The sequence below is a fragment of the Actinacidiphila sp. bgisy167 genome, from assembly GCF_965342175.1.
GTDB lineage: Bacteria > Actinomycetota > Actinomycetes > Streptomycetales > Streptomycetaceae > Actinacidiphila.
Map to the genome: position 1 here is coordinate 1 of NZ_CBDRBL010000072.1, position 18,561 is coordinate 18,561.

The 18,561-nt window shown below is 74.1% G+C and carries 15 protein-coding genes, 2 tRNA genes and 1 riboswitch; of the genes, 8 read left to right on the plus strand and 9 right to left on the minus strand.

The window, feature by feature from the left end:
* Positions 1 to 292: transposase (locus tag ACRWND_RS23660; RefSeq protein ID WP_431952637.1), on the plus strand; the 292-nt coding region annotated here is incomplete at its 5' end.
* 558 nt (positions 293 to 850) lie between these two features.
* Here ACRWND_RS23660 and ACRWND_RS23665 read toward each other — a convergent pair.
* Both ACRWND_RS23665 and ACRWND_RS23670 read right to left on the minus strand, forming a co-directional pair.
* On the minus strand, positions 851 to 1,189 hold the full coding sequence (locus ACRWND_RS23665) for a hypothetical protein (protein WP_431952695.1): 339 nt from the start codon (positions 1,187 to 1,189) through the stop codon (positions 851 to 853).
* Positions 1,190 to 1,224: 35 nt separating this feature from the next.
* The gene (locus tag ACRWND_RS23670; RefSeq protein ID WP_431952639.1) at positions 1,225 to 1,485 is read right to left on the minus strand and encodes a hypothetical protein; all 261 of its coding nucleotides are present in this window, start codon (positions 1,483 to 1,485) and stop codon (positions 1,225 to 1,227) included.
* 448 nt (positions 1,486 to 1,933) lie between these two features.
* Between ACRWND_RS23670 and ACRWND_RS23675 the strand changes: the two genes are divergently transcribed.
* Positions 1,934 to 2,692: a cobalt-precorrin-6A reductase gene (locus ACRWND_RS23675; RefSeq protein ID WP_431952641.1), complete on the plus strand. Its 759-nt coding sequence runs from the start codon at positions 1,934 to 1,936 to the stop codon at positions 2,690 to 2,692.
* Positions 2,693 to 2,801: 109 nt separating this feature from the next.
* Here the strand turns inward: ACRWND_RS23675 and ACRWND_RS23680 are convergent, their stop codons facing one another.
* The 3 genes from ACRWND_RS23680 to cobG are packed head-to-tail and all read right to left on the minus strand — an operon-like array spanning position 2,802 to position 6,261.
* The gene (locus tag ACRWND_RS23680; protein WP_431952697.1) at positions 2,802 to 4,244 is read right to left on the minus strand and encodes a precorrin-2 C(20)-methyltransferase; all 1,443 of its coding nucleotides are present in this window, start codon (positions 4,242 to 4,244) and stop codon (positions 2,802 to 2,804) included.
* 47 nt (positions 4,245 to 4,291) lie between these two features.
* The gene (locus ACRWND_RS23685; RefSeq protein WP_431952643.1) at positions 4,292 to 4,924 is read right to left on the minus strand and encodes a precorrin-8X methylmutase; all 633 of its coding nucleotides are present in this window, start codon (positions 4,922 to 4,924) and stop codon (positions 4,292 to 4,294) included.
* A complete protein-coding gene (cobG, locus tag ACRWND_RS23690; protein ID WP_431952645.1) occupies positions 4,921 to 6,261 on the minus strand; it encodes a precorrin-3B synthase in 1,341 nt (446 codons plus the stop codon). Before cobG ends, ACRWND_RS23685 begins: the two co-directional genes overlap by 4 nt.
* 129 nt (positions 6,262 to 6,390) lie before the next feature.
* Positions 6,391 to 6,476, plus strand: a riboswitch (cobalamin riboswitch).
* Between the two features lie 52 nt (positions 6,477 to 6,528).
* Between cobG and cobN the strand changes: the two genes are divergently transcribed.
* From cobN to ppk2, 3 genes are all read left to right on the plus strand, one after another.
* Positions 6,529 to 10,188 carry a cobaltochelatase subunit CobN gene (cobN, locus tag ACRWND_RS23695; protein WP_431952647.1) on the plus strand — a complete coding sequence of 1,220 codons (3,660 nt, stop codon included), beginning with the start codon at positions 6,529 to 6,531 and terminating at the stop codon, positions 10,186 to 10,188.
* 205 nt (positions 10,189 to 10,393) lie between these two features.
* Positions 10,394 to 11,923, plus strand: a complete 1,530-nt coding sequence (locus ACRWND_RS23700; RefSeq protein WP_431952649.1) for a substrate-binding domain-containing protein — start codon at positions 10,394 to 10,396, stop codon at positions 11,921 to 11,923.
* Positions 11,924 to 12,012: 89 nt separating this feature from the next.
* Complete coding sequence (gene ppk2, locus ACRWND_RS23705) at positions 12,013 to 12,909, plus strand: polyphosphate kinase 2 (protein ID WP_431952651.1); 897 nt, start codon at positions 12,013 to 12,015, stop codon at positions 12,907 to 12,909.
* 78 nt (positions 12,910 to 12,987) lie between these two features.
* Here ppk2 and ACRWND_RS23710 read toward each other — a convergent pair whose 3' ends face one another.
* Complete coding sequence (locus tag ACRWND_RS23710; RefSeq protein WP_431952653.1) at positions 12,988 to 13,488, minus strand: hypothetical protein; 501 nt, start codon at positions 13,486 to 13,488, stop codon at positions 12,988 to 12,990.
* Positions 13,489 to 14,037: 549 nt separating this feature from the next.
* Between ACRWND_RS23710 and ACRWND_RS23715 the strand changes: the two genes are divergently transcribed.
* Positions 14,038 to 14,835 (plus strand): putative protein N(5)-glutamine methyltransferase, encoded by a 798-nt coding sequence (locus ACRWND_RS23715; protein WP_431952655.1) that lies wholly within the window; start codon positions 14,038 to 14,040, stop codon positions 14,833 to 14,835.
* A gap of 381 nt (positions 14,836 to 15,216) precedes the next feature.
* Positions 15,217 to 15,678 (plus strand): transglycosylase SLT domain-containing protein, encoded by a 462-nt coding sequence (locus ACRWND_RS23720; RefSeq protein WP_431952657.1) that lies wholly within the window; start codon positions 15,217 to 15,219, stop codon positions 15,676 to 15,678.
* Between the two features lie 229 nt (positions 15,679 to 15,907).
* On the opposite strand, the gene ACRWND_RS23725 is transcribed toward ACRWND_RS23720, so the two are convergent.
* From ACRWND_RS23725 to ACRWND_RS23735, 3 genes are all read right to left on the minus strand, one after another.
* A tRNA-Pro gene (locus tag ACRWND_RS23725) sits at positions 15,908 to 15,979 on the minus strand.
* Positions 15,980 to 15,989: 10 nt separating this feature from the next.
* A tRNA-Lys gene (locus tag ACRWND_RS23730) sits at positions 15,990 to 16,061 on the minus strand.
* 65 nt (positions 16,062 to 16,126) lie between these two features.
* The gene (locus ACRWND_RS23735) at positions 16,127 to 17,494 is read right to left on the minus strand and encodes a hypothetical protein (protein ID WP_431952659.1); all 1,368 of its coding nucleotides are present in this window, start codon (positions 17,492 to 17,494) and stop codon (positions 16,127 to 16,129) included.
* Between the two features lie 101 nt (positions 17,495 to 17,595).
* On the opposite strand from ACRWND_RS23735, the gene ACRWND_RS23740 reads away from it, so the two are divergent.
* Positions 17,596 to 18,318, plus strand: a complete 723-nt coding sequence (locus ACRWND_RS23740; protein WP_431952661.1) for a Clp protease N-terminal domain-containing protein — start codon at positions 17,596 to 17,598, stop codon at positions 18,316 to 18,318.
* The last annotated feature ends 243 nt before the right edge of the window (positions 18,319 to 18,561 follow it).

Sequence of the window (18,561 nt, forward strand, 5' to 3'; positions counted from 1 at the left end):
GCACTCCGCGCACCGCTCCAAGAAGGTCCGCGACTGGCTCGCCGCCCATCCCGACGACGTCGAGCTGCACTTCCTGCCGCCGTACTCGCCCGAACTCAACCCTGACGAGCTGGTCAACGCCGACCTCAAGCACAGCTTGCCCAAGCAACACCGGGCCCGGAACCAGGCCGAACTTGCCGCGGAGGCCCGCCGGTTCTTCCGCAGACGCCAGCGTCAGCCACACATCGTCCGCGGCTACTTCGGCGGCCCACACGTTCGCTACGTCCTGGACGAGAACTCCATGAGTTTCTGATCAATAGGCAACAGCTATTCGGATTGAACGGTACCTATTACCCCAATGTCATGTTTCTGGTCGGCTTTGACGTCGCCCAGAGCGGTGGCCTGTTGCGAGGCTTCAGGGAGTGGCTGATCGTAAGAATGGGGCAGTGGTCCCCACTCGTATGGGAGGCGCTTGTATTTCAGCAGGCTTTCCCTGGCGGGAGCCTGACTGTCAAGAGGAGCTTGGAGCCGGAACAGGACAAGCATGCTGTAGATTTCCTATACGCGTACATCCTTGAGTTCCTGGACGTGCGAGACAACCCTGAGAGGCTGGCTCGCATGTACACGGAATACTACTCTATGTGCCCAAAGGGCGAATTGGAGTAAAGGTTAGGCCAGCGCCGGAGTTCGACGGGTTCGATAGATCGTCGCAACATGGGGAATGTCGGGATTGCCCTTCGATGGCTCGGGGAAACGCTTGGCTGGCCCGGCCAAGCGTCTTCCATAACCTGGCGTTCAGCGCGACAGGGTGGGGGACTGGCCTGGGGTCTGCTGCAGGGTTTGGGTGACGGCCATTCCGGGCCCCCGTCCGTCAGGCGAGGTCGAGGATCCTGACGGGGTGGCCTGCCCACTGGTGCGAGGCGGCGGTGGCGACGAACGCGCCGTCGGGGCGTTCCGGGGTGGGCAGGGCGGTGTGGCGGGTGTGGGCGGTGGCCCAGGTGGTGTCACGGGCGAGGACCAGGGCCGCGGGCAGGTCGAGGTCGACGACGGTGATGCCGGGCAGGGCTGCGATGTGCTCGGCGGTGCCGGGGCGGGTGCGGTCGGCTTCGACGAGGGCGCAGGCGGGTGCGTACAGGTGCCAGCCGGCTTCGGCGTGCGCGCGGTGGATGAGGCGGGACGCGAGGAGGTTGCCGCGGCCGGCGGCGACCATGGCGGTGTCGTCGAGGACGATGTGCACGCTCTGGTTCACCGGGCGGCCGCGGCACGGGCGAGGCGGCGGTCGAGTTCGGCGTCCAGCTCGTCCTGCTCGGCGGGGGTGGGGGCGTAGCCGTTCCAGGCGTGCAGGGCGGCGCGGGCGGCTTCGGCACGCTCGGCCCGTTCGGTGGGGGTGAGGAGGGTGTCGGCCATGCGGGCCAGGTAGGCGCGGAGCGACAGGCCTTCCGCGGCGGCGATCTCCGCCAGCCGGTCCCGCGCCTCAGCGGGGATACGGACGTTCGCATCGGACACCGGGGTCTCCTTTCGTGGTGGTGCACGACAGCATAAGGGGTACGGGTACGTACCCGTGTGCACTCTGGGGTTGAGGCCGGCACCGAGGAGTATGCGGCACCGCGGGGGGCCGCTCGGCCTCGCCGATGCGTTACCGCAGGTTGCTTCGGGACGGCGGCTGGTGCGCTCAGGCCGACGGGGCGACACGTGCGGCCCGGAGCACAGCGGGCTTTCCGGCAGGACAGGCCGCCCACCATGATGCGCCGGTCAAGGCGCGAGGAACGGTCAGCCACGGCGGCACCTTTGAGCGCGGTCAGCGGGGAGGCGCTCCCCTGCTCCTGGACTTGCTGCGGCGCCCGACAGCCGGCGCGAGACCGTCGCCCCGCGTCAAGCACGAGCACGAGGCGCCGCAGCCCATCGGTGCCGTCGTCGCCGCGGCCGCCCTCACCGCACGCCGTAAGGTGCGGACATGACCGGCAGAAGGCAGCACGTCCTGGTCCTCGGGGGTACGACCGAGGGGCGCCGCCTCGCGGAGGCGCTGGCCGCCGACCCTGCGGCATGGCGGGTGACCAGCTCGCTCGCGGGGCGGGTGGAGCGGCCGCGGCTGCCGCCCGGAGAGGTGCGCACCGGCGGCTTCGGAGGGCCCGCGGGGCTGGCGGCGTGGCTGCGCGCGCACCAGGTCGACGTCGTCGTCGACGCCACCCACCCCTTCGCCGCAACGATGTCCTTCAACGCCGCCGAGGCGGCTTCGGCCACCGGGGTCCCCCTGCTCGCCCTGCGCCGCCCCGGCTGGCTCGCCGGCCCCGGGGACCGCCGGCACCCGGTGGCCTCACTGGAGGCGGCGGCCCGGGTGCTGCCGGGGCTCGGGCGCCGCGTCTTCCTCACCACGGGCCGTACGGGTCTGGGGGTTTTCGCCGGGCTCACCGGCCTGTGGTTCCTGGTGCGCTCGGTGGACGCCCCGGTGCCGCCGCACCCGCCGCGCATGGAGGTGCTGCTCGACCGGGGCCCGTTCACCCTGGACGGGGAGCTGGAGCTGATGCGCCGCCACCGTGTCGACGTGCTGGTCACCAAGGACAGCGGAGGCGGCGCGACCGCGCCCAAGCTCGCGGCCGCCCGCCGACTGGGCCTGCCCGTGGTCGTCGTCGAGCGACCGCCGGTGCCCGGGGGCGTGCCCGTCGTCCCGGACGTGGCCGGCGCGCTGGAGTGGCTCCGCGCGCGCGCTCTCTGAGCGCCCGGGTGCGGGGGCGGGCCGCTACGGGCGGTGCGTCCCGTCGGCGGCCCTGCCCCGCGCCGGGGACGTGTGGACGGGCGCCGGGGCGGGCCGCCCCGGCCGCGGTTCAGGCCGGGTACCTCCGGGGCGTCCACACCACCGTGGTGCCGTCGCTCCGCCGTACCGCCCTGGTCTGCGAGGAGCCGACCAGCAGCACGCACCGCATGTCGACGGTCGCCGGGTCCAGGTCCTCCAGTGTGGTGACCCGCACGGCCTGCTCCGGTCCGCCGACGTCGCGGGCGACGACCACGGGGGTCCCCGGCGCACGGCCCTCGCGCAGCACCTTCAGCGCGGTCTCCAGCTGCGTCCTGCGGCTGCGGGAGGCCGGGTTGTAGAGCGCGAGCACGAGGTCGGCGGCGGTGGCGGCGCGCAGCCGCTCCTCGACGACCGTCCAGGGCTTGAGCCGGTCGGAGAGCGAGACGACCGCGTAGTCGTGGCCGAGGGGCGCGCCCGCGAGCGCCGCCGCCGACTGGGCGGCGGTGACGCCGGGCACGACCCGGACGCGCACGCCCAGGTAGGGATCGGCGGAGGCGGCCTCCAGCACCGCCGTCGCCATGGCGAAGACGCCCGGGTCGCCCGAGGACACCACGGCGACCTTGCGCCCGCGCCGGGCCAGATCGAGGGCGAACTCGGCGCGTTCGGCCTCGACGCGGTTGTCGGAGGCGTGCCGCTGCTGCCCGGGCCGGACCGGGACGCGGTCCATGTAGGTGGTGTAGCCGACGAGTTCGTCCGCCTCGGCGAGCGCGGACCGTGCCTGCGGCGTCAGCCACATCGGCCCGGCCGGGCCGAGACCGACGACCACGACCTCGCCGTCGGCGGGGGACGGGTCGGGGTCGGGCCGCTCGTCGACGCGGCTGGGCAGCACGGCGACGGCGAAGTACGGCACCGACTCCGGGTCCACGTCGGCGAGCCGTTCCCGGCGCTCGGCCTCCATGGTGGCCCGCTCGACGTAGTGCGCGTCCTCCAGCCGGCCGGCCGCCTCCAAGGCCCGGCGCACGGCGGGGAAGGTGCGGCCGAGCTTCATCACGGCCGCCGCGTCGGCGGTCGCGAGCCGGGCCGCCAGCTCCTCCTCGGGCAGCGTGCCCGGCAGGATCGTCAGCACCTCCTCGCCCTCCACCAGGGGCCGCCCGATACGGGCGGCCGCCGCGCTGACGGACGTGACGCCGGGGACCACCTCGGCCGGATAGCGGTCCGCGAGCCGCTTGTGCAGGTGCATGTAGGAGCCGTAGAAGAGCGGGTCGCCCTCGGCGAGGACGGCGACGGTGCGCCCGGCGTCCAGGTGCGCGGCGAGCAGCTGCGCGGACTCGGCGTAGAAGTCGTCCAGCGCGCCCCGGTAGCCGCCGGGGTGGTCGGTGGTCTCCGTCGTGACGGGGTACATCAGCCGCTCCTCGATCTGCTCGGGGCGGATGTGCGCCGCGGCGATGGAGCGGGCGATGCTGCGGCCGTGCCGGGCGCAGTGGTAGGCGATGACGTCCGCGGAGCGGATGACCTCCACGGCCCGCACGGTCATCAGGGAGGGGTCGCCGGGGCCGAGGCCCACTCCGTAGAGACGGCCGGTCACAGGATTTCGCTTTCGGTCGCAAGGGCGTTGAGGGCGGCGGCGGCCAGGGCGCTGCCGCCGCGCCGGCCGCGCACGACCAGGTGCTCCAGCCGGGAGGGGTGCGCGGCCAGGGCGTCCTTGGACTCGGCCGCGCCGACGAAGCCGACGGGCACGCCGATGACGGCCGCCGGGCGCGGCGCGCCCGCCTCGATCATCTCGAGCAGCCGGAACAGGGAGGTCGGGGCGTTGCCGACGGCGACGACGGCGCCCTCCAGGCGGTCCCGCCACAGCTCCATGGCCGCCGCGCTGCGGGTGGTGCCGAGCTCGGCGGCGAGGCCGGGGACGGCGGGGTCGGAGAGGGTGCAGACCACCTCGTTGTCCGCCGGAAGCCGCTTGCGGGTGACGCCGCTGGCGACCATCTGGACGTCGCAGAGGATCGGCGCCCCGGCGCGCAGCGCCGCACGCGCGTCCGCGACGACCGAGGGGCTGTAGGCCAGGTCCCGTACGAGGTCGGTCATGCCGCAGGCGTGGATCATGCGGACGGCGACCTGCGCCACGTCCGGCGGCAGGCCCTCCAGTTCGGCCTCGGCCCGGATGATGGCAAAGGACCGACGGTAGATCTCCGGTCCGTCCTTCTCGTACTCGATCACGTCGTCCTCGTCGGTGGTGGGGTGCTGGTGCGGCGGGCGGTGTCCACGGCGGCGGGCAGGTCCCCCGTCGCGGCCGCGGGGACCGTGGCCCCGGCCGCGGTGACGCGGTAGCGGCCGTCGGCGCCGGCGACCACGTCGACCCAGGCGCCGTCCGGGTGGCCGCAGCGGCGTTCGCAGCCGGAGAAGTGCACCGGCAGGAGGCGGTGATCGGGCTCGGGGCGGGCGTCGCGCAGCGCGGCCGCGACGTCGGCGCGCACGTCCGCAAGCGACTTGGCGCACCCGGGGCGTCCCGCGCAGGCGGTCACGCCGCGCCACGGGGAGTCCTCGCCGGTCAGGAACCCGGCTTCGGCCAGGCGGTCCAGCGCCTGCCGCGCGGCGGCCCGCGGCAGGCCCGGCAGCACAGCACTCCGCCAGGGGGTGACGCGCACCTCCCCGGAGCCGGAGGCGGCGACGCGCGCGAGGAGCCGCCACGCGCCGGTGGTGAGACGGCCCAGGCGCACGCCCACGGCCACCGCGCAGGTGTCCGCGTCGGGGTGCGGGACGAGGCCCGGCAGGGGCGGGCGGCCGGCGCTTCCGCTCGCGGTGGCCTTGGCGGGGCGGGCGGGCGGGGCGCCTTCCGCGCGCAGCCGCGCGGCGAGCGCGGCGCCGTCCGGGTCGATGTCGGCGATCCGCCAGGCGCGGGCACCGCGTTCGGCGGCGAGGGTGAGGAACGCCTCGGCCGCGCGCACCGCCCAGCGCGGGGCGTCGACGGACGGCACCTCCGCGACGGGCCGCCCGGCCAGGCGCAGTTCGGCGGTGGCGGCGCCGGGCCGCGCGACCAGCGTCACATCGGCGCCGAGTGCGGCGGTGTCGCCGCGGCCGTCGTCGAGGGCGAAGAGGAAGCGCCCGGAAAGCCCCGCGGCGGCCGGGCTCGCGCACAGCAGGGCGTCCCATTCCCGTATCCAGCGCCGCAGATCGCCGTGCCCGCGGCCGTCGAGCCCGCCGAGGGGTGAGGCGACGAGGTTGCGGGCGCGTTCGTGGGCCCATGAGGGCAGCAGCTCCGCCTCGCCGAGCAGCGCCGCCAGTTCCGTCCCCGCGTCGGGGTCGCGCAGCCCGCGCACCTGCAGATTTCCGCGTGAGGTCAGGTCGATGCGGCCGTCGCCGAGGTGATCGGCGGCGGCCGCCACCGCTTCGGTCTGACGTATCGTCAGTATTCCGCCGGGGACGCGGATCCGGGCCAGCGCGCCGTCGTCGGCGGCGTGCAGCCGCAACGCGCCGGGGCAGGCGTCGTCGCGTCCGCGCCCCGCCGTCGCTGCGGCGAAGGCGCCGCTCACGGGGGGCTCGGAGGGCGACAGCATGGCCGCGAGCATACCCTCGGGCCCCTCGCGGGCGTATGGCCCGCGACGCCCCCAGGCGGCAGGCCCAGCGCTTACCATGCTGCGTGGGCAGGTCACCCAGCCGCGCCCACGCCATCGACGGCATCAGCGGAGGAAACCGGTGCGATTCCGGTGCGGTCCCGCCACTGTCACCGGGGCCGGAGCGCGTCGCGCCGGGCCACGGGAGCCAGGAACTCCCGCCGTCCTCCACCGGCCCGGGGCGCGGACCCCGAGGAAGGCACGTCCGACGTGATCCTGCTGCTGTCGACCTCCGACACCGATCTGCTCAGCGCCCGCGCCGCGAACGCCGCCGGCGGTCCCGTGCCCCTGCGCTTCGCCAACCCCGCCCGGCTGCCGCACGATGCGCTGCCCGGTCTCCTCGACGGCGCCGACCTGGTCGTCGTACGGCTCCTCGGCGGACGCCGCGCCTGGGAGGAGGGCCTGGACGCGCTGCTCGCGGGGCCCCGCCCGGTGGTCGTGCTCACCGGTGAACAGGCCCCTGACGCACAGCTGATGGAGCTGTCGACCGTCCCCGTCGGCATCGCGGCCGAGGCCCACGCCTACCTCGCGCACGGCGGCCCGGCCAACCTGGCGCAGCTGGCCCGCTTCCTGTCCGACACGGTGCTGCTGACCGGCCACGGCTTCGAACCGCCCGCGTCGGCTCCCTCATGGGGCCCGCTGGAGCGCGCCGCCGCGGCCGGCGACGGCCCGCTGGTCGCCGTCCTGTACTACCGGGCCCACCACATGAGCGGCAACACCGCCTTCGTGGAGGCCCTGTGCACCGCGATCGAGCAGGCCGGCGGCCGGGCGCTCCCGCTGTACGTGGCCTCGCTGCGCGCCCCCGAACCCGGGCTGCTCGACGCGCTGCGCGGCGTCGACGCCGTGGTCACCACCGTGCTGGCAGCGGGAGGGGCGGCGCGAAGCGCCTCCGGCAAGGGTGGTGGCGGGCGACGGGCGGGCGGGACCCGTCCGGCCGACGCCTCGGCGGGCGGCGACGAGGAGGCCTGGGACGGGGGCGCGCTCGCCGCGCTGGACGTGCCCGTGCTGCAGGCGCTCTGCCTGACGTCCTCCCGGGAGACCTGGGAGGGCAGCGACGAGGGCGTGTCCCCGATGGACGCCGCGACGCAGGTCGCCGTCCCCGAGTTCGACGGCCGGCTGATCACCGTCCCGTTCTCCTTCAAGGAGGTCGACGCGGACGGCCTGCCTGTCTACGTCCCCGACGCCGAGCGCGCCGCCCGTGTCGCGGGCATCGCCGTCCGCCACGCGCGGCTGCGGCACATCCCGGTCGCGGAGCGCCGACTGGCGCTCGTGCTGTCCGCGTACCCGACCAAGCACTCCCGCATCGGCAACGCAGTGGGCCTCGACACCCCGGCCAGCGCGGTCGCGCTGCTGCGCCGACTGCGCGCCGAAGGCTGGGACTTCGGGCCCGAGGAGGAGATCCCGGGCCTGATCTCCGGTGACGGCGACGAGCTGATCCGCGCCCTGATCGACGCGGGCGGCCACGACCAGGAGTGGCTGACCGAGGAGCAGCTGGCCGCCAACCCGGTGCGCATCCCGGCCGCCGACTACCGGCGCTGGTTCGCCGCGCTCCCGGCGGAGCTGCGGGACGCGGTGACGGAGCACTGGGGCCCGCCGCCCGGCTCGATGTTCGTCGACACCAGCGCCAACCCCGAAGGCGACATCGTGCTGGCCGCGCTGCGCCGCGGCAACCTGCTGATCCTCATCCAGCCGCCGCGCGGCTTCGGCGAGAACCCGATCGCGATCTACCACGACCCCGATCTGCCGCCCTCCCACCACTACCTCGCCGCCTACCGCTGGATCGCCACCGCGCAGGCCGACGGAGGCTTCGGCGCCGACGCGATGATCCACCTCGGCAAGCACGGCAACCTGGAGTGGCTGCCCGGAAAGAACGCGGCCCTGTCCGCCGCCTGCGGCCCCGACGCCGCCCTCGGCGACCTGCCGCTGGTCTACCCGTTCCTCGTCAACGACCCCGGCGAGGGCACCCAGGCCAAGCGCCGCGCGCACGCCACCCTCGTCGACCACCTGGTGCCGCCGATGGCCCGCGCCGACTCCTACGGTGACATCGCGCGCCTGGAGCAGCTGCTCGACGAGCACGCCTCGATCGCCGCCATGGACCCGGCCAAGCTGCCCGCCGTCCGCGCCCAGATCTGGACGCTGATCCAGGCCGCACGGCTCGACCACGACCTGGGCCTGGAGGACCGGCCGCACGACGCCGAGTTCGACGACTTCCTGCTCTATGTCGACGGCTGGCTCTGCGAGATCAAGGACGCCCAGATCCGTGACGGCCTCCATGTGCTGGGTCAGGCCCCTTCCGGCGCCGAGCGGGTCAACCTCGTGCTGGCCATCCTGCGCGCACGCCAGATCTGGGGCGGCGAGGCCGCGCTGCCGGGGCTGCGCGAGGCGCTGGGCCTGGACGAGTCGAAGGCGACCCGGCTGAGCGCCGACGCCGCAGAGGAGCAGGCCCGCGCGCTGGTGCAGGCCATGGAGGACGCCGACTGGGCGCCGGAGTCCGTCGCTGGGGTCGCGGAGGGCCTGCCCGAGGACGTCGCCCGGGTGCTGGACTTCGCCGCCCGGCAGGTCGTGCCGCGGCTGGCCCGTACGACGGACGAGACCGAGGCCGTCGTGCACGCCCTGAACGGCGGATTCGTGCCCGCGGGCCCCTCCGGCTCACCACTGCGCGGCCTGGTCAACGTGCTGCCGACCGGCCGCAACTTCTACTCCGTCGACCCCAAGGCCGTGCCCAGCAGGCTCGCCTGGGAGACCGGGCAGGCCCTCGCAGACTCGCTGCTGGCCCGCTACCGCGAGGACAACGGCGACTGGCCGCGGTCGGTGGGCCTGTCCCTGTGGGGCACCAGCGCGATGCGCACCGCGGGCGACGACGTCGCCGAGGCGCTGGCGCTGCTGGGCGTGCGGCCGGTGTGGGACGACGCGTCCCGCCGGGTCACCGGCGTCGAGGCCGTCCCCGCGCGGGAGCTCGGCCGTCCCCGCGTCGACGTCACGCTGCGCATCAGCGGCTTCTTCCGGGACGCGTTCCCGCACGTCGTGGGCCTGCTGGACGACGCGGTGCGGCTGGTCGCGGGCCTCGACGAGCCGGACGAGGACAACTTCGTGCGCGCCCACACCCGCGCCGACCTCGCCGCGCACGGCGACGAACGCCGCGCCACCACCCGCATCTTCGGCTCCCGGCCGGGGACGTACGGGGCGGGCCTGCTGCAGCTGATCGACAGCCGCGACTGGCGCAGCGACGCCGACCTCGCCGAGGTCTACACCGTCTGGGGCGGCTACGCCTACGGGCGCGGCCTCGACGGGCGCCCGGCCCGCGAGGAGATGGAGACCGCCTACCGGCGGATCGCGGTGGCCGCGAAGAACACCGACACCCGCGAGCACGACATCGCCGACTCCGACGACTACTTCCAGTACCACGGCGGCATGGTCGCCACCGTCCGCGCGCTGACCGGCCGTTCCCCCGAGGCGTACATCGGCGACTCCACCCGGCCGGAGACGGTGCGCACCCGCTCCCTGCTCGAGGAGACCTCCCGGGTCTTCCGGGCCCGCGTCGTCAACCCCCGCTGGATCGAGGCGATGCGGCGGCACGGCTACAAGGGCGCCTTCGAGCTCGCCGCCACCGTCGACTACCTCTTCGGCTACGACGCCACGACCGGCGTCGTCGCCGACTGGATGTACGACAAGCTGGCCCGCACCTACGTCCTGGACCCGGAGAACCGCGCCTTCCTCCAGGAGGCCAACCCCTGGGCCCTGCACGGTATGGCGGAGCGGCTGCTGGAGGCGCAGTCGCGCGGGATGTGGGCCGAGCCCGACCCGGAGGTCGTCGAGCAGCTGCGGCAGGCCTTCCTGGAGACGGAGGGCGACCTGGAGGGCGGGGCGTAGGGAGCCTGCGGGCGCCGTCGGCTCCGCCTCCCTCCGTCCTGCCCCTGCCCCGCTCCCGCCCGCCGCCACCGGGAGCGGGAGCCGCACCCGACGGGTAACGCCCGGCGAACATCTGACGGCCGGTCGGGGAAGCCGCCGTCGGCGCCCGCGGCCCGCCGTACGGTGAGCGGTGGCGGCTGAGGGCACCGGGGGAGCGGGGCGACAGGTGGGCGACTGGCTGAGCGCCGACAACGTGGTGGCGGTGCTGACCGCGCTGATCGGCGTGGCGGTGTCCGTCGGGGTGGTCTGGTACGAGCGCCGGGTGCCGCGTCGGCGGCGCATCGGCTACCGCGTCCAGATGGACACCCCCATCGGCAGCGACGACCCCGACGGAGGGGGCGGCGCCCCCAACGTACGGCTCGGGCTCTTCAACGACCTCCCCGACATGTCGGACGCCACACTGGTCCTGATCCGCGTCGAGAACGACGGCGGTGCGGCCGTCACCGACACCGACTACACCAACCGCGATCCCGGCCGCGCGCTCACCGTCGTGTTCGCCGGCCGTACTGTGCGGGGCGTCGCCGTCACCGAATCCGACTCCGGCCCCCTGATGGACCACTTCGCCCCGGCCGGGGACAACGGCGGCATGCGCCACCAGGGCAACGTCATCCACCTGCCGCGGGTGCCCCTCAACCGGGGCCAGCACTTCAAGCTGCTCGTGCTCCTCACCGGCGGCCATGTCGGCGGCGACGTACGGGTCACCGGAGGCATCCGCGACGGTGTGGTGGTTCCCAACAAGGCCATGCCGGTCGACTCCGCACCGCCGCTGTTCAGCCGGGCCGCCCGGTGGCTCACCATCCTGCTCTCCCTCTGCGTGACCGTCCTGGCCGGCATCATCGTCGTCCGCGAGGACGCGCCGCCGCCCATCGGGTGCGCCACCGGACAGCTCACCGTCACCGGCTCCACCGCCTTCGCCCCGGTCGTCAGCGAACTCGCCCGCCGCTACACCGCCGACTGCCCCGACGCGCGGATCACGGTCGACGCGCACGGAAGCAACGAGGGCGTCCGCGAACTGGCGGACAGCCGGGCCCCGGACGTCGTCGCCCTCTCCGACGGCCCCAAACCGGAGGGCGCCTCCCGCCTGGAGGAGCAGCGGGTCGCCGTCGCGGCCTTCGCGCTGGTCGTGAGCGACGACGTTCCCCTCACCAACCTGAGCACCGACCAGATACGCCGGGTGTTCAGCGGCTCCGTCGTCAACTGGAGCGAACTGGGCGGTCCGGACCTGCCCGTTCTCCTGGTCAGCCGCAACGCCGACTCCGGCACCCGCGACCTGTTCCGCCGGCACGTCCTCGACGGCCGCGGCGAGCCCGCCTTCACCTCGCGTGACTGCCTCCACCGCAACTCCCCCGAGGACAGGGTCGTCCGCTGCGAGCTGGACAGCACCGACCAGGTCATGGCGACGGTCGCCCGCCTGCCCGGCGCCATCGGCTACGGCGAACTGCGCGCCGCCACCGCCGCGACGGGCCTGCACGCCCTGGCCGTCAACGGCCGCACCCCCACCCCGGCCGCCATCGGCGACAGCAGCTACCCCTTCACGGAGATCGAGTACGCCTACACCTACGACCGCCCCGCCATCGGCTCCCTCGCCGGCAGCTTCCTCACCTTCATGATCCGCGGCGCCGGCCAGGACGTCGTGACCGCCCACGGCCACCTCCCCTGCTACAGCCCCGCGGGCCTGGAACGCTGCCGGCCGTGAGGCCCCCGGCCCTGGACTGCGGGGCGGGTGGCGGCGTTACCGTGGAAACTCCCATGCGCGCTCGTGCAGACCCGGAAGCGAGAGCCGACATGACGACACTCCCGCACCCCGCGGACGTGGATCTGCTCGCAGGAATGCAGGTCGACTACACCGACCAGGACGACCCCGTGCTGATCCGCCCGGACGGCTCCCCGGTCGAGACGTGGCGCGAGAACTACCCGTACTCCTTCCGCATGGAGCGCAAGGAGTACGAGTGGCACAAGCGGCTCCAGCAGATAGAGCTGCTGAAGCTGCAGAGCTGGATCAAGGAGACCGGCCGGCGGCTGGTGATCGTCTTCGAGGGGCGCGACGCGGCCGGCAAGGGCGGGACGATCAAGCGTTTCACCGAGCACCTGAACCCGCGCGGGGCGCGGGTGGTGGCGCTGGAGAAGCCGACCGAGCGCGAACGCGGGCAGTGGTACTTCCAGCGGTACGTCGAGCACCTGCCCACCGCGGGGGAGATCGTGCTCTTCGACCGGTCCTGGTACAACCGGGCCGGGGTGGAGCGGGTCATGGGCTTCTGCACGGAGGACGAGTACCAGCGGTTCATGCGGCAGGCGCCCGCGTTCGAGCGGATGCTCGTGGACGACGGCATCGATCTGGTGAAGTTCTGGTTCTCCGTGTCGCGCGACGAGCAGCGGACCCGCTTCACCATCCGCCAGGTCGACCCGGTGCGGCAGTGGAAGCTCAGCCCGATGGACCTGGCCTCCCTGGACCGGTGGGACGACTACACCGAGGCCAAGGTCGCGATGTTCCGGGAGACCGACACCGAGCAGGCGCCCTGGACGGTGGTGAAGAGCAACGACAAGAAGCGGGCCCGTGTGGAGGCGATGCGCACGGTGCTGTGCCGTTTCGACTACTGCGACAAGGACGAGGAGGTCGTGGGCGTGCCCGACCCGAGGATCGTCGGCGCCGCCGCGAACCTGCTCGAGGCCGGCGAGGCCTGAGCCATCCCGCGGGCCGGTGCGGGAAAGGCCGGCCGGGCCGTTTCGGCCGGCCCGGGCGGCTCTCGGGGGACGGCGCGTTCAGCCGCCCGCGACCCGCACGGTCACCGTCCAGTCCCGCAGGGCCAGGCAGGCGACCTGGTCCGGGGCGGTGGGAGTGGGGCACAGCGGCTGGGTGGCGTGCAGCCGCGCCGTGCCGGGGGCGACGGCACGATAGGCGGCGATGGTGTCGCCGCGGGGGGCGCCGATGCCCGCGTTGATGGGAGTGAGGACGCCGCCCTCGCTGGTGACGGGGGACCACGGGCGGTCCGGCGTGCCGTCGAGGGTGACGCGGATCGTGCCGCCGGGGGTGACGCAGACGGTACGGCCGGTGTCCCCGGCGGTGAGCGCGACCGCGGCCGCGCAGGTTCTCGGCGTACCGGTCCCTGTCCCCGTCCCGGTACCGCTCCCGGGACCGGCGGTTCCGGTGCCGCTCGGGGAACTGCTGGGGATCGGGCCCGTGGGGCCGCCGCCGGACTGCGTGCCGCAGCCGGCCAGCAGGAGTGCGGTCACCGCCACGGCCGCGGCTGCCGTATGACGCATGGAGGCATCCTTTCCGCTCTGACGTGTCTGACGCGTCTTTGACGTAGCGCGGTCGCGAAAGGGTCCCCGCCGCCGCCCGGCACCCGCCGGGCTCCTCTCTCGTCCGCCGTCCGCTCCTCGACCCTGTCGCGGCGCCGTCGACCTGATCGTCGGCGGGCAGACCACGGCTGCCGGGGAACGGGACGAGTCCGTGACGTTCCTGCGCCCCCTGGGCGCGCCGGTGGCGGCCCGCGTCCTGCGTTTCCACGCCGACGACCCACCCGCCGTCGTCGCGGCCTGGGGGTGGGCGCGGCGCCGGGGCTCCGGTAACGTAACCGTCCCCAGCAGCGGACGTACCGAGGAGGTGAGACCCATAACCGCCATGTCAGGTTGGGTGCTCTCCTCCCGCGGCCTCCAGGTCCGGACGACGTCCTAGGCCGTCGAGAGCGCCCCGCGGCGCCCCGAAAGGCCTCCATGTCCTCCGCTCCACCCGCGTCCTCCGGTTCCTCCCCCTCCGGTTCCTCCGCCTCCGGCTCTTCCGGTCCGCCGCCCGCCGGCTCCGCTCCTTCCGTGCCGGGCTCCCCCTCCGCCGTCGTCTCCGCGCTCCGTGCGGCCGGCTGCGTGTTCGCCGAGGACGAGGCCGAACTGCTGCTGTCCACCGCCCGGACACCCGCCGAACTCGCCGCCATGGTGGAGCGCCGGGTCGCCGGGCTCCCACTCGAACATGTGCTGGGCTGGGCCGAGTTCTGCGGGCTGCGGATCGCGGTCGGCCCCGGGGTCTTCGTCCCCCGCCGCCGTACGGAGTTCCTCGCGCGAGAGGCAGCCGCGCTCGGGCGCGCCCTGGGCCGGCCCGGCGCCGTCGTGGTCGACCTGTGCTGCGGCTCGGGCGCGGTGGGCGCCTTCCTGGCCGCCACGCTCGACCGCCCCGTGCTGCACGCGGCCGACATCGACCCGGCCGCGGTCACGTGCGCCCGTCGCAACCTCGCGGCGGCGGAGGGCGACGTCCACGTCCACGAGGGAGACCTCTACGACCCTCTTCCCGCGCGGCTGCGCGGCCGCGTCGACGTCCTGGTCGCGAACGTGCCGTATGTCCCCAGCGCGGCGGTCGCCCTCCTTCCCCCGGAGGCCCGCGATCATGAGTCCCGTGTCGCCCTCGACGGCGGGGCCGACGGCCTGGACGTCCTCCGCCGGGTCGCCGCGGCGGCGCCCGCGTGGCTCGCGCCGGGTGGGCGGCTCCTCTTCGAGACCGGCGAGGAGCAGGCCGGGGCGGCGGTCGCCGCGGTCTCGCGGGCCGGGCTGGAGGCGCGGGTGGCCGTGTCGGAGGAGCTGTACGCGACGGTCGTGATCGCCGCGGCCCCCTCGGCATAGCGCGGTCGGAGCGCCTCGTCGCCCCCGGGCCCGGTGCGCTCGGGGGCGGCCGCCGGCTCTGCGGACCGGAATTCCTCGCTCCGTGTTCATGCGCTGTCACCGCAGCGTCGATATCCGGCCCGATAAGTGACGCGGGCCACATGGCCTGCGTCACGTAATGGGCGATTTGTTCGGTCCGGTATGTGACGTGGCCGACATGGCGTACGCCACTTTCGGGGTTCCTTAGTAGATCGCGTCGCATCATCCCCTTCCCGCGCCTGAGCGCCGGGACTTTCGTCCCTGGTCCCACAACTAATCCCCTTAGTAGCAGGGGTGCATTGACCTCGGGATTTAAGTCGGCCAACAATTCATGGCGTACCCCACGGAAGAGGAATTACTCGAATGCAGATCTCCGCTATGTCGAAGCTCAACCGCGTCGCCAAGGCCAAGAAGATCTCCCTCGGCTGCGCCGCCGCCGGCGTCGCCGTCGTCGCCGGTGGCGTGGCCATGGCCCCCGCCGCCTCCGCCGCCCCCGCGGCGCAGTCGGGCTCCGTCAGCACGTGGATCAACGAGTCCCTGGCAGTGATGCGCGCCCACGGCATTCCGGGCACCTACAACGGGATCTACAAGAACCTGATGCGCGAGTCCTCGGGAAACCCGAACGCCATCAACGGCTGGGACTCGAACGCGGCCAAGGGAATTCCCTCCAAGGGTCTGATGCAGGTGATCGACCCGACCTTCAAGACGTACCACGTTCCCGGCACCTCGTGGAACATCTACGACCCGGTCGCCAACATCACTGCAGCCTGCAACTACGCGGCTCACGTCTACGGCACGATCGACAACGTCAACTCGGCGTACTGATCGCCTGCGGAAAGCTTTTCCCGGAACTCCCCCGGCGGCCACGACCGCCCGGGGGTTTTCCCCTTTTCTTGTCCGGCGTTCCGCCTCGCCCCGCTTCCCGCCCGTCAGCGGGTGGCGGAGGCCCGGTGAGGTGCGCCGGTAGGCGCACGCGCCCCAGGACCTCGGGCGTACGACGGTGCGAGCCGGTTCTCGCCGTGTCCGGAGGGCGCGACGCGGGCAGGCCGCACGAACACCGGGGCAGGGCTCGAACCTGCGTCCCCCCGGTCCCGAGCCGGGCGCTCCACCATTGAGCTTCCCGGTGCCCGTGCGGCCGACGAGGGCAGGGCTCGAACCTGCGTCCTGCCGGTTAAGAGCCGGCTGCTCCACCACTGAGCTTCCTCGTCGGTGCCACGATCCTGGCCGCCCCGGCGACCGGGCGTCAACGCAATTGGCCGTCGAGGCGCCTCGGTCACACCCGGACGCCGAGGTCCTCCGCCGCCGGGCGGGGCGGACGCCCCGAGAAGAGGCCCGCCGACCGCAGGACGCCGGCCAGCACCGGGTCGCCGACCTCCACTCCGTGCACGAGCTCCGGCGTGGGCCGGAAGGGCGCCGGGGCCGCCGCCGGCCGCGGCTGTGTCCAGCCGCCCGCGACGGGGTCGACGCCGTGACGCCGGCAGACCTCCTCCACCAGCGAGCGCGGGCACTGCGCCTCGCCGCGCAGCACCTCCCAGGGCGGCGGCAGCTCGGCCCACACCGCGGTGTCCGGATGGAGTCCCCCGCCGGTCGAACGGTGCCAGGCGGCCACGTCGGCGGCGACCAGGAGCAGCACCTTGCCGGGGCAGAGCCGCTCGACGAGCTCTTCGGCGTCCATGGCCCGCAGGAGCGCGAACCAGTGGGTCCGGGCCTTGGTCCAGGCCCGGGCGGTCTGGTTCCAGGTGGTCGAGTCGTCGCCGCGGCGCACGATCATCGTCGCCCGGTCCAGGGGCTGCCGCCGCCATGCGGTCTCGAGCAGCTCGGCGACGTCCAGCAGGAAGCGGTACCAGATCCCGAGCAGCCGCCCCCGCTGTCGGTCGTCGAGGTGGCCGAGCACCTCGGCGGTGGGGTGGACGTGCGCGACGGCGTACCAGTTGGTGTGGTGCGGCTGCCGCCGCAGTTCGCCGAACAGGGCGTCCGCCACCTCGTCGTACGCGCGCTGCTGCCCCGAGACGGTGAACTCGCTGCGCAGGTTGGCGCGGGCGGTGAGGTAGGCGACGAAGGCCGCGGTCGGGGCGTCGGCCGCGAACTCCTCGTAGGCCAGCCGATAGGCGAGTCCGCTCTTGCCGGCCAGCGTCACCTCCCGCTTGCGCTGCTCGACCAGGATGCGCGCCAGCTTGGCCTCCATGCGGCGCAGCAACCGGAACCGCTTGTTGTACTGCCGCTTCGACATCTCCCCGAGCCCGGCCTCCGCGCGCCCGGCCCGGTCGAGGCGGTCGCTGAGGAAGTCGCTGGCCCCGAAGCGCTTGGCGATCCGCTCGCCGGCCGCCCGGATCGCCGCCTCCACCTGCGCCGGATCATCCCCGGAGGCGTCCGGCAGCCCGGGGAACAGCTCCGCGGCGCGGGCCAGCTGGAGCTGGGCGCCGACGGGCCGGGCGAAGTCCTCCGACATCGAGGTGTAGCCGTGCCACAGCGCCTTCAGCGAGCCGCTCGCGGCCTTCTCCAGCGCGCGCCGGGTACGGCGGGCGGGCTGACGGACGGTGCCGTCGAGCAGCCGGAGGGCGAGGTCGGCGATGTCCTCGGGTCGCTTGCGCCGGTCGAGGGACGCGTGCAACTCCCGCAGGACGGAGGTGTTCTGGGACATGCGCCCAGGCTGACGCACGCGGCGGCGCGAGCACCACCGGTTAATCCTCTGATCGTCAACTTCTGGTTGACGACCCACGTGCGTCAACCTATAGTTGACGCATGACGCAGCAGATCCGGCTCGATGACCTGATCGAAGCCATCAAGAAGGCCCACAGCGACGCCCTCGACCAGCTCGCGGACGCCGTCATCGCCGCCGAGCACCTGGGCGAGGTCGCCGACCACCTCATCGGGCACTTCGTCGACCAGGCCCGGCGGTCCGGCGCCTCGTGGACCGACATCGGCAAGAGCATGGGCGTGACCAAGCAGGCCGCCCAGAAGCGCTTCGTGCCCAAGGACCCCGGCGCCCCCGACCTCGACCCCTCGCAGGGCTTCTCGCGCTTCACCCCGCGCGCCCGCAAGGTCGTCATGGCCGCCCACGCCGAGGCGAAGACCGCCTCGAACCCCGAAGTCCGCCCCGAGCACCTCGCCCTCGGGCTGCTCAGCGAACCCGACGCCCTCGCTGCCCGTGCCATGGCGGCCCAGGGCGTCACCCTCGACGCCGCCCGCGCCGCCCTGACCGCCTCCCTCCCCGAGGCCGTGGCCGAGGCGCCCGAACTCGTCCCGTACGACCTCGGCTCCCGCAAGGTCCTCGAACTGGCCTTCCGCGAGGCACTCCGCCTGGGCCACAACTACATCGGCACCGAGCACCTCCTCCTCGCCCTCCTCGAACTGGAGGCGGGTGACGGCCCGCTGACCTCCCTCGGCCTCGACAAGACCACCACCGAGGCCCACGTCGCCGCGGCGCTGGCCGAGCTCGTGGAGGGCACGCACGAGGAGAAGTAGGGAGGCCGGACCCGGGCCCGCAACGCCGTTCCGGGCGGTGCGCGGGTGGCGCGCAGGCGGTTCCCACGGCGCCTCGGGAGCGGTGCGGGAGGCCCCCCGCCTCGCCCGGCCCCGGCCCCGGCGCGGGCCCCGGTGCCGCGTCGGCATCTCCGCACCGGTGCTGGGCGGTGCGCCGGTACGCCGGCCGGGGCGGCCGGCGCCCAGGCGGTGCGGGGACGTCGCCGTTCCAGCAGCGGGCAGGCG